The organism is Pseudomonas maioricensis, from assembly GCF_022790535.1.
GTDB classification, from domain to species: domain Bacteria; phylum Pseudomonadota; class Gammaproteobacteria; order Pseudomonadales; family Pseudomonadaceae; genus Aquipseudomonas; species Aquipseudomonas maioricensis.
This window is the reverse complement of record NZ_LOHG01000001.1, coordinates 65,492-77,796: the sequence shown is the minus strand read 5'-3', so window position 1 is coordinate 77,796 and position 12,305 is coordinate 65,492. Positions and strand designations below refer to the sequence as shown.

11 protein-coding genes are annotated in these 12,305 nt (G+C 55.9%); 6 read left to right on the top strand and 5 right to left on the bottom strand.

Annotation, left to right across the window (positions count from 1 at the left end):
• Positions 1-94 precede the first annotated feature (94 nt).
• The gene (locus AUC61_RS00355) at positions 95-2,032 is read right to left on the bottom strand and encodes a RecQ family ATP-dependent DNA helicase (protein WP_243243973.1); all 1,938 of its coding nucleotides are present in this window, start codon (positions 2,030-2,032) and stop codon (positions 95-97) included.
• A gap of 185 nt (positions 2,033-2,217) precedes the next feature.
• Here AUC61_RS00355 and AUC61_RS00350 point away from each other — a divergent pair, with 185 nt between their 5' ends.
• Together AUC61_RS00350 and AUC61_RS00345 are read left to right on the top strand one after the other, a co-directional pair.
• Complete coding sequence (locus AUC61_RS00350; RefSeq protein WP_243243972.1) at positions 2,218-3,039, top strand: hypothetical protein; 822 nt, start codon at positions 2,218-2,220, stop codon at positions 3,037-3,039.
• Positions 3,040-3,304: 265 nt separating this feature from the next.
• Positions 3,305-4,435, top strand: a complete 1,131-nt coding sequence (locus tag AUC61_RS00345) for a hypothetical protein (protein WP_243243970.1) — start codon at positions 3,305-3,307, stop codon at positions 4,433-4,435.
• An 89-nt stretch (positions 4,436-4,524) separates the two neighbouring features.
• On the opposite strand, the gene AUC61_RS00340 is transcribed toward AUC61_RS00345, so the two are convergent.
• Together AUC61_RS00340 and hslO are read right to left on the bottom strand one after the other, a co-directional pair.
• Entirely contained in the window at positions 4,525-6,069 is a 1,545-nt protein-coding gene (locus tag AUC61_RS00340) for a phosphoenolpyruvate carboxykinase (RefSeq protein ID WP_243243968.1), read from the bottom strand.
• A 178-nt stretch (positions 6,070-6,247) separates the two neighbouring features.
• Positions 6,248-7,141 carry an Hsp33 family molecular chaperone HslO gene (gene hslO, locus AUC61_RS00335; protein ID WP_122667032.1) on the bottom strand — a complete coding sequence of 298 codons (894 nt, stop codon included), beginning with the start codon at positions 7,139-7,141 and terminating at the stop codon, positions 6,248-6,250.
• A gap of 101 nt (positions 7,142-7,242) precedes the next feature.
• Between hslO and AUC61_RS00330 the strand changes: the two genes are divergently transcribed.
• Positions 7,243-8,058: a phosphatase PAP2 family protein gene (locus AUC61_RS00330; RefSeq protein WP_243243966.1), complete on the top strand. Its 816-nt coding sequence runs from the start codon at positions 7,243-7,245 to the stop codon at positions 8,056-8,058.
• A gap of 77 nt (positions 8,059-8,135) precedes the next feature.
• On the opposite strand, the gene AUC61_RS00325 is transcribed toward AUC61_RS00330, so the two are convergent.
• Positions 8,136-8,540 carry an RNA-binding S4 domain-containing protein gene (locus AUC61_RS00325; protein WP_243243965.1) on the bottom strand — a complete coding sequence of 135 codons (405 nt, stop codon included), beginning with the start codon at positions 8,538-8,540 and terminating at the stop codon, positions 8,136-8,138.
• Between the two features lie 118 nt (positions 8,541-8,658).
• On the opposite strand from AUC61_RS00325, the gene rimA reads away from it, so the two are divergent.
• The 3 genes from rimA to rimK are packed head-to-tail and all read left to right on the top strand — an operon-like array spanning position 8,659 to position 10,842.
• Complete coding sequence (rimA, locus tag AUC61_RS00320) at positions 8,659-9,441, top strand: S6 modification regulatory phosphodiesterase RimA (RefSeq protein ID WP_243243963.1); 783 nt, start codon at positions 8,659-8,661, stop codon at positions 9,439-9,441.
• A gap of 16 nt (positions 9,442-9,457) precedes the next feature.
• The gene (rimB, locus tag AUC61_RS00315; RefSeq protein ID WP_027899917.1) at positions 9,458-9,940 is read left to right on the top strand and encodes a retropepsin-like aspartic endopeptidase RimB; all 483 of its coding nucleotides are present in this window, start codon (positions 9,458-9,460) and stop codon (positions 9,938-9,940) included.
• On the top strand, positions 9,937-10,842 hold the full coding sequence (gene rimK / locus AUC61_RS00310; protein ID WP_020293260.1) for a 30S ribosomal protein S6--L-glutamate ligase: 906 nt from the start codon (positions 9,937-9,939) through the stop codon (positions 10,840-10,842). The genes rimB and rimK overlap by 4 nt, the downstream gene beginning before the upstream one ends.
• A gap of 133 nt (positions 10,843-10,975) precedes the next feature.
• On the opposite strand, the gene AUC61_RS00305 is transcribed toward rimK, so the two are convergent.
• On the bottom strand, positions 10,976-12,298 hold the full coding sequence (locus tag AUC61_RS00305) for an ATP-binding protein (protein WP_243243961.1): 1,323 nt from the start codon (positions 12,296-12,298) through the stop codon (positions 10,976-10,978).
• Between the last annotated feature and the right edge of the window lie 7 nt (positions 12,299-12,305).

Sequence of the window (12,305 nt, the reverse complement as noted above, 5' to 3'; positions counted from 1 at the left end):
CTCTTGTCGTAAGTTGGCATCTGTAGGAGCTGCCGAAGGCTGTGAAGATATTGGTCTGACACACAGCGCTCGCAGCCTTCGGCAGCTCCTACAACTATTCAGAGTGGATATTAACCCGCACCCAATCCCTCACCGCCGCATACGGATAATCCTCCAACTGACCAAATCCAGGTATCCCTCGCGCCTTGAGTTTGGTAAACAACGGCACGCTGATGCCACACAGGAATCGAGTCACGCAATCGGCACTCGGAACGTGGTCTCTGTACTCCTGATGTTTGAGGATGAACGCACCGCACAACTGCTCGAAGCTCTGCGCTTCCAGCGGTGCCAACGCAGGAGGCTCCGGCAGCCGCGCAACCTGCCCGGCACATACCGAACAATGTCCACAGCGGCGTGGCGCCTTGTGATCACCGAAGTAATCCGCCAGCCGACTGCTTAAACATTGCTCACTGGCGAACAGTTCAAGCATCGCATGGATCCGCTTAACCTCCGAGGTCTCATGCTCGCTGAAATACTCATGCAGCTCGACACTAAGCGCCTGAACATCAAAATCGGTGACGAGCAGGCTGTAGACCTCAGTCATCTGCTTGCTTTCCAGCTCGATCCAGCCTTTCTCCTGAAAGTAGTCCAGCGCCGTCACCACCCGCCCACGCTCAGCCTGGTACTGCTGATACATCGCATCGAAATCCACCGTCGCCCAGGTTCGCGCCCGCGTGGACGTCGCAACCAAAGCGTCTACAAACTGCCGACGCTCCCCTTCGAAACGCTGCACCAGCGCCTCCGGCTCGATCAGGAACTTGAAGCGGTATTCCGCAAAATACGCATAGCGTGGCGCGATAATGCCGCGCAGCTCCAGTTGCACCAACAAGGTTTTCAGCGGTAGTTGGCGAATATTGGCCTGCTCCGCCAGCGGTCCAAGCAAAAACTCCCACTGCCCTTGCGGGCCAGCATCCAGTAAATCTTCAAGGACATAACGAATGCCGAACAACTCCGGCGTATCGCCGTAGACGAAGTTTTCCAGCACATTGAGGCTGTCGCGATTGGCCAACACAAGGCAATCAGAGGGAGCGCCGTCACGCCCGGCGCGGCCGATTTCCTGGCTGTAGTTCTCAATGGATTTGGGCAGATCGAAATGCACCACGTTGCGGATATCGCTCTTGTCGATGCCCATGCCGAAGGCAATGGTTGCCACGATGCAATTGAGTTCGCCATCCATGAACTGTCGTTGGATAGACTCGCGCTGATCGTGGGGCAACCCGGCGTGATAAGCACTGGCCGCAATACCGTTCTGCGCCAGGTGCACAGCGGTGTACTCGGCGGTTTTCTGCAGCGTGACATAGACGATCGTCGGTTGATCGGGCTTGGCGCCCAGCCACTCCACCAGTCGCCGTCGCTTGTCCCACCCTGTCACAGGTTCGACCCACAGATTCAGGTTGGAGCGATAGAACCCTGTAGTTACCACGTCCTGCGGCTCGATGGCGAACTTGGCCTGCATGTCGTCAATGACCTGCGGCGTGGCGGTGGCAGTGAGCAGCAACGCCTGAGGGATATTGAATTCGCGCTGGTAGTCCGGAAGCTTGAGATAGTCAGGCCGAAAGTTATGGCCCCATTCAGAGATACAGTGCGCTTCGTCTACTACCAACAAGGAAATCGGCACTTGCGAGATAAAGTGGCGAAAGCGCTCATTCTTCAACCGCTCCACGGAAATCATCAGGATCTTCAGCTCACCTGAGCGCGCCCGAGCCATGACCTGCGCAACCTCATCACGGCTCTGCGCTGAATCGATACTGGCTGCCGAAATACCGTGGTGCTGTAAAAACGCCAACTGATCCTGAATCAGCGCCAGCAACGGCGATACCACTAATGTCAGGTGCGGAAGCATCAGCGCGGGCAGTTGGTAACACAGTGACTTACCCGACCCCGTCGGGAAAATCGCCGCTGCAGAGCGGCCTGCCAATACCGCACTGATGGCCGCCTCCTGCCCCGGACGAAACTCTGAATACCCGAAAACCTGCTCAAGACGCTTGTACATAAGCTGCCACTCCGTTGACCTCGACCAAGGTGCGAGACCTTAGCGCGGTCAGCCTGGTCAGAAAACAACCAAAGCATTACAAAAATGAATAAGGATACAGGCAAGGGCTACTAGCAAAAGGCTATTTACCCGGTTTAACCTCTTGCCCATCACGCAGTGTCTTCATCATGGCGAAAGGAACAGGAATGGACTCCCGCGACCCACCACGCGACGATGGGCTTACCCACATAGAGCGCCTTACGCCCGGCAAGGTCGATATCGTATTGGGCGCCCATCCGGGTAAACGCAGACCTGTAAACCGCACGAAGGGTCGCGGCTACTCGTCGCTGGTTATTCCGTTGGCCATAGCAGGATTAGGTGCCTATCTGCTTTTTCCTCGGGCAACACCGCTTCCAGCCGCACCTCGACCAATAATCGAGCAGGCTGCCGTCGCGCCTGAACCTGCGCAAGCCTTGATCGAAACCCCGCCACAGTCCGTTCCAGCTTCGGCAGCCGAGCCGTATCTTGGCCCTAACGTGGTCAGACGAGAACTACCACCCCCAAGTGCCCAGCCGCTTGATGAATGCATGAAAAATGGCAACGTGATCGACGAAAATGTCCTCAATTGTCGCTTCGGCCAAGTGCCACGGCCTACCGAGCGCGAGCCAGCCAAAGGTATGGTGTCATCCAGCTACATGGCGGACTTCAAATCAGACCTCTCCCGCCCTCATTCTGAACGGTCAACAAGAGCCTACAGCGTCGCAAGTGTCAGCTTTCGCGCCGTGGACAGTCGCAGTCGTTATCACGCGGATTTTCGAGTGCTCAATAACCGCGTCGACAACAGCAGTGTGTGCATGAACTTCAGCAAAGGCAGCGTCGAAAAGCGCGAATGCCGCCGCGCTGCCGTCGTGTTCTTCAAGGAATCCTGCCTGGAATGGACCAAACGCGCCGCCAGAGACCGGGATGAACAAAGCAAGCAGACTCAGGAACGCTATTGCGAGGCGAACAGGACGTTTGAGGCGGGGTAGTACAAAGCTGAATGAAATACAACCCTGTAGGCGCTGCCGCAGGCTGCGATAGCGATGTATCAGAAAGAATGCTTTCGCAGCCTGCGGCAGCGCCTACAAGCGTCATTACAAATAAAATTGTTTTGATTTGTTTGATGAGGCCCATCTGCCAGCAGCGATATCCAGTTAAACCGGACAGCCAACAACATTAAGTAACAACGCACTTGAGCACCAGTAGAAATACTCTTCTAATCTGCTCCATACTCATCAAACACGGAGGTTTCTCATGAGTGTAGTTACGATATTCTTTTGCGGCACAGGCTCTACCAAATACGACACCCTGAATGACAACTACTGGAGCGGAGAATTAGTCTCGACTCTGGCCGCTAACATGACCAGCAGAGAGTTCGCTGACTGGATTGTTATTGATGGCCCCGGCAGTGGCAATTTACAAGCAGATGAGCTGTTCACTGAACCTAAAGGTTACGGATGGACGGGCACGGCGTTTGGTAAAGGCTGGTATGAAAATGTTCAACATGCAGTAAACCTTATCAAAGGCAAGGCAGACTGGAAACGAACCAAGCTGACAGAGGCTGAATACAACAAGTTGAAAGCATCGGGCGTACCGATTCAGGATGTTGAAACAGAAGGGTCATGGCTGTGGCGGCACTATGATTACGGCACCCGCAAAATTAGTCAGCAAGACCTGCAAGAAAAAATCATCAAAACCTTCCGCAAGGGCGGGCTCATCCCGTCTCAGGTCAATCTGGTAGGTTGGAGCCGTGGTGGTGTCAGTTGCCACATGCTGGCGAACGCCATGGCGGGCGATCCGGCTCTGCGTAATATTCCGGTCAACATTTTCGCGGTGGATCCAGTGCCGGGCACTGGGAACTTTCAGCTCGAAAAGGTCAGCTTAGGGAAAAACGTCAAAGAATACGTCGGTTTTTTCGCTCGGGATGAAAGATCAAAAGGCTTCGCCTGCGTTATCCCGAAGACTGATCCAGCAACCAAGGTCAGTATTTATCCAATGGCTGGTCGACATGCAACTTTGGTCGGCAATGCCTCCCTCAAAGGCTCCGACGGACCGGGTTCTTTAACAGAAGCTGGCAATCTGGTCAGACACTATGCAGAAGTATGCCTGACACGCTGGGGCACGCTTCTCGGCAAAAAGCTGAACTTGTCTGCAGCTGAAATCAGTCGCCTGCATCAAAGTATTGTTATGCATGAATCCAAATTCATAGCGATGCGCAAGATTTCATATACCGTACTGACAGAGTCCAGTAAGGATGAGCGTTATGTCAGTCATGGCGATAAAGGAGCTAATTTTTCCTCATTAACCGGTAAAACGTTCGCACCTCAGGCAGGCTTATCCGCTTCACTGGCCAAAGGTAATGATGCCTACAGCCATATTCATTGAGTCAAATTGAAACCGGGCTGATTAAATACGGCTACTTTTCAACTAAAAAAACCGCCCCAATGGGGCGGTTTTTATTCAACCAGTCCGAATTACAACTGCGGACCCGCTGCCTTGATTGCGTCGCTTACTTCGAACTTCTTGAAGTTCTCGATGAACAGACCGGCCAGTGCTTTGGCAGCCTCATCGTAAGCAGCTTTGTCAGCCCAGGTGTTGCGTGGGTTGAGCAGCTCGGTTTCAACGCCCGGTACGGCCAGTGGCACGTCGAGGTTGATGGTGTCCAGGTGCTCGGTGGCTGCGCCGATCAGTGCGCCGCTCTGAATAGCTGCAATCACACCACGAGTGGTCGGGATGTTGAAGCGCTTGCCAACGCCGTAGCCGCCGCCAGTCCAGCCGGTGTTAACCAGATAGACCTTGGAGCCGAAACCGCGGATGCGCTTGATCAGCAGCTCTGCGTATTCGCCAGCCGGACGCGGGAAGAACGGTGCGCCGAAGCAGGTGGAGAAGGTCGACTTGATGCCGCTGCCCGACCCCATTTCAGTGGAGCCAACCAGTGCGGTGTAACCCGACAGGAAGTGGTAAGCCGCTTGCTCTTCGCTGAGGATCGACACTGGCGGCAGCACGCCGGTCAGGTCGCAAGTCAGGAAGATCACAGCGTTTGGCTCGCCACCGAGGTTTTTCTCGGAACGCTTGGCAACGTGCTCCAACGGGTAAGCGGCGCGGCTGTTCTGAGTCAGGCTGACGTCGGCATAGTCGGCGTGCTTAGTGGTCTCGTCGATCACGACGTTTTCCAGCACAGCGCCGTGCTTGATCGCTTTCCAGATGACAGGCTCGTTCTTCTCGGACAGGTCGATGCACTTGGCATAGCAACCGCCTTCGATGTTGAACACTACGCCTTCACCCCAGCCGTGCTCGTCGTCACCAATGAGGTAACGGCTTTCATCAGCGGACAGAGTAGTTTTACCGGTACCGGACAGACCGAAGAACAGGGTTACATCACCCTCTTCGCCGATGTTGGCAGCACAGTGCATTGGCAGCACGTCAGCGGCTGGCAGCAGGAAGTTCTGCACGGAGAACATGGCTTTCTTCATTTCACCGGCGTAACGCATGCCAGCGATCAGAACTTTCTTTTGCGCGAAGTTGAGGATCACGCAACCGTCGGAGTTGGTGCCGTCACGCTCTGGAACGCATTCGAAGTTGGCAACGTTGAGAACCTGCCACTCCTCGCGGCCAGCCGGGTTGTACTGGGCCGGATTAATGAAGAGGCAACGGCCAAACATGTTCTGCCAGGCAGTCTGAGTGGTCATTTTCACAGCCAGGTAGTGGTCTTCTGCAGCACCTACATGTACGTGTGAAACGAAATGCTCTTGCGCGTTGTTGAACGCTTCAACGCGATCCCACAGTGCGTCGAATTTGTCAGCCGGGAACTTGCGGTTGATCGGGCCCCAGGCGATTGCATCCTGAGTAGTAGGCTCTTCAACGATGAAACGATCGACCGGCGAACGGCCAGTACGATGGCCTGTTCTCACAACCAGAGCGCCAGTGTCGGAAAGTTCGCCTTCGCCGCGGGCAAGCGCTTGCTTGACCAGGTCGTCGATGCTCAGATCGGTGTACACAGCGTTATTGGTTTGAGTCATGAGGGTCCCCGTCGGCCAGTGGCCGAGTGCTCCAAACGGTTTTGTAGTAAAAAAACAACCACTACTACAGCGGAAAAGTGGGCCGGATTATGCCAGAAAAGCCCAAGATTGGTAGGCCTCCCGTCAGAACTGCCTCACCGCTGCCCACAGCATGTAGTGAGGCGTTATCCGTGCGTAATTAGTGACGCGTATCAGATGGCGAATCAACGCCACCGCCAGCGAACAGCTGGGCGATATCAGTGGCATCGAAAAGATAGCGTTGGTTGCAGAATTGACAGTCGATCTCGACCGTACCGTTATGCTCGATAACCAGTTGCTGCGCATCTTCCAGTCCAAGACTGACCAGCGCATTGGCTGAACGTTCCCGAGAGCAACTGCAACGGAAGCATAGCGGCTGAACGTCAAACATTCTCACAGGGTCTTCGTGAAACAGACGATGCAGGACGGTCTGGTTGTCCAGACTCAGCAATTCTTCGGCGGTCAGGGTGCTGGCCAGCGTGGTGACGTGCTCCCAGGTAGCATCGCGCTCTTCGGGATCGGGTTGATGTGCCACGGGCAGTTGCTGCAGCAGCAAACCACGTGCGCGATGCCCGTCAGCCTTTAGCCAGAAGCGTGTGCCCAGTTGCTCGGACATCACAAAGTAGCTCGACAGGCTTTCGGAAAGGTCGACACCATCCAGAGCAACAATGCCCTGATAGCGCTTGCCCTGGCGCGGATCAATGGTCATGGCCAGTGAGCCGTCAGGCATCAGGTCCTGCAGACCGGCGCCGGGGGTGATCAGCGACTCATCGTAACGGGCAATGCCGCGCAGCTCGCGCTCGCTGGAGCACTCGACCATCAGCAATGGCACCGCACCACTGGAACGTGCCTGAAGAATCAACAAACCGTCGAATTTCAACGTGCCGACCAGCAGAGCTGCCGCCGCCAGCAGTTCGCCCAGAAGTTGCGCGACAGGCTCCGGATACGGGTGCTTGGCCAGCACTTCTGCATAGCTGCGTTCAAGCGCGACCAGCTCACCGCGAACGTCGCTCTCGTCGAAAATGAAGCGCTGGGTGTAGTCGATATCAGTCATTGGGAAGGTATCTGAATTGATGACAAAGTGATGACAAGCCGCTATAAAGCGCGGTTTAGCGCCCTAGGGGTGCGTCTTGCCATGTAGATGAGGGCCATTTTATGGGCTATCCCACACTCTTCCAAGCGAAGTGGAACATCAGCCGACTCGTGCTGTGCAATTTAGTCGCCCTTGGGCTGCTCGGAATCTGGATGTGGCCAACCGGCCATGCCCTGTTTAACCAGTTTGATGAGGGTTTATTTCACCTGCTCAATCAACCCCTGGAGCAGAGCGTAGTGTGGCGGGACATCTGGACAGTTGCCAGTATGCGGCCATTTGATGCAGTGGTCGGCGTGATCCTGCTGTGCCTGCTGATCAAAGGTGACTGGGTGTTCGAAGCCATCCAGGTGCGCGCGGCACTGTTCGGGTTTGTCTCGATCCTGCTGTTGCTGCTGATCATTCGTACGCTCTTCTCCAAATGGCTGGATCATTCGAGCCTGCAACACGACAGCCCGTCGATGGTGCTTGACGGGGCAATTCGCTTGAGTGAAATGTTCCCTCATCTGGAAAAAGCCTGGGAGCTCAAGGATCGCTCCAGCCAAAGTTTTCCTGGCGACCATGCTTCAGTGCTGTTGATCTGGGCACTGTTCATGTCGGTGTTCAGCCGCACACTTGTCCAGCGCGTAGTGATCTGGAGCCTGGCGCTGCTGTTCATGATGCCGCGCCTGGTCGCGGGCGCTCATTGGGGCCAGGACGATTACATTGGCGGCGTGCTGATTGCGCTGCTCGCATTAGGCTGGGGCTATTACACGCCGTTTGCTGCAGTGGCGAGTAATCTGTGGCTGAAGGCGACCGCACCTGTTTTCAGGCTGGCCGGAAAGTTGCCGCTGGTGAACAGGATGAGTGTGGTGCGGCAAGGCGATCCAGCCGTTCTGTAGGAGCCAACTTGTTGGCGAGGCGGTGTGTCAGAAAAAACGCCTCGCCAACAAGTTCACTCCTACAGATGCAAGCACCCTCAATCGCGCGCCGCGCCACGGAAGTCGAACAGCTGCCGCCGCTGTTTCTTGGTTGGCTTGCCGTCTGTGGTAACCCCCAGATTCCCGGCCTTGCGTTGCGCGGCTTCATTTTCGCGTTTGGTAACGCTCTCGGGGGTCTCGCTATAAAGCGCGTGCGCTTCGGGAGCACCACGGCGAACAATGGACAGCGCTTCAACCACGACCGTACGCTCGTCAAAGCCAGTACGAATCTGAAATTGATCACCAATACGTGGCTCTTTACCTGGCTTGCAACGCTCGCCTCTGCAGTGCACCTTACCGCTTTCAATTGCCGTTTTTGCCAAGGCACGCGTTTTGTAGAAACGCGCCGCCCATAGCCATTTATCCAAACGGACTTTATCGTCTTCGTCTGACTTTTGAGCCATATGAATTCCTCAATCAGGTCGTAGTCAGACTGTACTACGTCACACGTGGCGTGCAGTACGCGATTGCGACAATCAGCAGCGTTGGCATCCCCGAAACCCTTTACTCATGGAGTGCGAAATGACCGAATTCCCAACGTCATTGACCTCACCTGCACGCGGATGCGACGGCTGCAAAAACAGCCCCGATCTCGACTTTTCATTTGCTTTCGCCTACCAGCCAATCGTGGACCTGCGAGAAAACACGATTTTTGCTCATGAGGCACTGGTGCGCGGCATCAATGGCGAGGGTGCGTTGTCGGTGTTGAGCCAGGTCACGGACAAAAACCGCTATCGATTCGATCAGCTATGCCGCACCCACGCCATTGCGGGAGCGGCTGCGCTGAACATGACTGAACGCCTTTCGATCAACTTCCTGCCCAATGCGGTTTATCGACCCGAGTTGTGTATCCGGAGCACGCTTGAGGCGGCTCGCCAGCACAATTTTCCACTGGATCGGCTGATCTTCGAGACAATCGAAAGCGAGCACGTTGATAACAATCGCCATTTAACCAATATTCTGCGTGAATACCGCCAATTCGGCTTCATGACCGCCATTGACGACTTTGGCGCCGGATACTCGGGGCTGACGCTACTGGCCGATTTTCAGCCGGACCTGATAAAACTCGACATGCAATTAATCAGAGATATTCACCGCGACCGGCCGCGTCAGGCTATCGTTCGTGGGGTTGTCACAATGTGTGCAGAGTTGGGGGTTACAGTCATTGCCGAAGGCATCGAATGCGCCGAAGAGCGTGACTTCCTCGCGGACTGCGGGATTTATCTGATGCAAGGTTACTGGTTCGCCAAACCTGCATTCAAAGCATTGGCCCAGGTTGATTCCGGGGCCTGGCAGAAAGCATGAGAAGTACGGAAACCCATTGAAAACATTTGATCATCTGACAGTCATCGGCCTGCGCGAGTGGGTGGCGCTGCCCGATCTTGGGGTAGCAGGCCTGCGGGCGAAAATCGATACCGGCGCGAGCACCTCAAGCCTGCACGCCACCGAGATCGAGCCTTTCGAACGCGACGGCCAGAAGTGGGTTCGTTTCAATGCCCATCTGGGCACTGTGGTCCAGTTGCGCCATCGCCGTTGCGAAGCGCTGCTGGTCGCCATGAAAACCATTAAAAGCTCCAACGGTCACGCGCAGGTCCGCTATGTCATTCGCACCACCCTGGCTTTGGGTGATCGTGTCTGGCCAGTGGAATTCACGCTGGCCTGCCGTAAAGCAATGCGCTATCGCTTGCTGCTCGGCTCCAACGCTTTGATCGACGGACAACTGGTCGTTAATCCAGGCATTACTTATGTTCAGGACAAACCGGTTTTCCCGGTCTCGACTACCTCTGCCACAGGTGCTGCATGAAGATCGCTGTGCTTTCGCGTAACCCGCGTCTGTATTCAACCCGTCGTCTGGTCGAAGCTGGTATTGAACGTGGCCATGAGATGGTGGTGATCGACACCCTGCGTGCCTACATGAATATCGCCAGCCACAAGCCGCAAATTCACTATCGCGGCAAGCCGCTGGAGGGCTTTGATGCGGTCATCCCGCGTATTGGCGCCTCGGTGACTTTTTATGGCTGCGCGGTACTGCGTCAGTTTGAAATGATGGGCGTTTTTCCACTCAACGAGTCGGTGGCCATCGCTCGTTCGCGGGATAAACTGCGTTCTCTGCAGCTGCTCTCGCGTCGCGGGATCGGTTTGCCGGTGACAGGCTTTGCTCACTCTCCGGACGATATCCCTGACCTGATCCAGATGGTCAATGGCGCACCGCTGGTCATCAAGGTGCTGGAAGGCACTCAGGGTATCGGCGTGGTGCTGTGCGAAACGGCAACTGCGGCAGAGTCAGTGATTGAGGCGTTCATGGGCCTCAAGCAGGACATCATGGTTCAGGAATACATCAAGGAAGCGGGCGGCGCGGATATCCGCTGCTTCGTGGTCGGTGACAAGGTCATTGCCTCGATGAAGCGTCAGGCCAAGCCCGGCGAGTTTCGCTCCAACCTGCACCGTGGCGGCAGCGCCAGCTTGATCAAGATCACTCCCGAAGAACGCATGACCGCCATTCGCGCAGCCAAGGTTATGGGTCTGAGCGTCGCCGGTGTCGACATTCTGCGCTCCAATCACGGGCCGCTGGTGATGGAGGTCAATTCTTCGCCGGGGCTGGAGGGTATTGAAGTGACCACCAGCAAGGACGTCGCCGGGATGATCATCGAGTATCTGGAGAAGAACAGCGGCCCGCACATGACGCGGACCAAGGGTAAAGGCTAAACCCTACCCTGTGGGAGCGGTGCTTGCCCGCGATGTAGGCGCCGCGGTTTCCAGTCAGATCACCGAAACCTTATCGCGGGCAAGCACCGCTCCCACACAAAGCAAAATCCCGGTTCAATAGTTGCGGGGGCTCTTAAACCGCACCTCTCGGCAACATCAACCCCAGCGGCAAGCGCACTCGCGCTTCCAGTCCGCCGCCCGAACGATTACGCAATTCGACGTTGCCGCCGTGCATTGCCGCGATTCGTTTGACGATGGCCAATCCCAGCCCAGTCCCTTTGCCACTTCGGGCACGATCACCGCGAATGAACGGGTTGAAAATTACCTCAAGCTCCGACGGATCAATCCCGGTGCCGCGGTCCAGGACACTTAGCACCACATAAGGCGCGCTGGTATCGCCGGACACATAAGCCGCCACCTCGATGCCATTGCCTGCGTGGTGCATGGCGTTGCCGATCAGGTTGGTGAGCAACCGCTTCATTGAAACGCGCCGTAAAGGGAACGGCGGAATGGGCTCAAGGCACAGACGAATCTGCTCTTCAGGATTCTCGGGATTGTTGAATGGGGCGACGACGTCACGCACCAACTCGCTAAGGTCGACCTCTTCAATCTCTTCATCGCGGCCATCGCGAATAAACGCCATGAACTGATCAAGAATGGCATCCATGTCTTCGATGTCTCGGACCATGCCTTCAGTCAGTTCGTTTTCGTCCTTCATCAACTCCAGCGACAGCCGCAAGCGGGTCAAAGGCGTACGCAAGTCATGGGAAACACCCGCGAGCATCAGTTCCCGTTCCTGCCCGGCCTGTTCGACATCCTCGGCCATCTGGTTGAAAGCGCGGTAAACCTCGGTCATTTCGCTGGGGGTATCACTGACCGGCAGGCGCACACTGCGCCCCTGCCCTAATTGTCTCGCAGCGAAAACCAGGCGTTTGAGAGGCTGATTGAGTTGCCGGACGAAGATCCACGCCGAGGCTGTGGATAACAAACCAATCGCAAGGAACCAGCCCAGCACGCTCCAGATTTTCTGGCCACGCAATGGGTGCGGGTACAACGGTACTTTCAACCAGCCATCACCCAGGCTTGGTGCCCGAACCCACAACGCCGGCGGCGCATGCACACGCAGGCGAACTTCAGTGTCGTCGCCCAGTTCCGCCTGCATCTGACGCTGATAGATTTCGCTATACGGCCAGTGCTGCTCACCTTCAGGAACGCCGCCACCGACCACGCGGATCAGACCTGCCGCGTCGGCAATCGCTTCACGGTCGTTCTCGTTGGCCGCCCAATAAGCGCGAAGTGTCAACGCAACACCATGGCTGTATTGCCTGTCCACCAGCACATCCTCGTTCATCAACAGATAGACAAGGGTCAGCGCTTTCGAGAACAGCACGACGATAAGCACCAGCCATAAGGTGCGAGAGAAAAAGCTTTGCGGGAACCAGAGCGGGGTTTTCATATTTGCA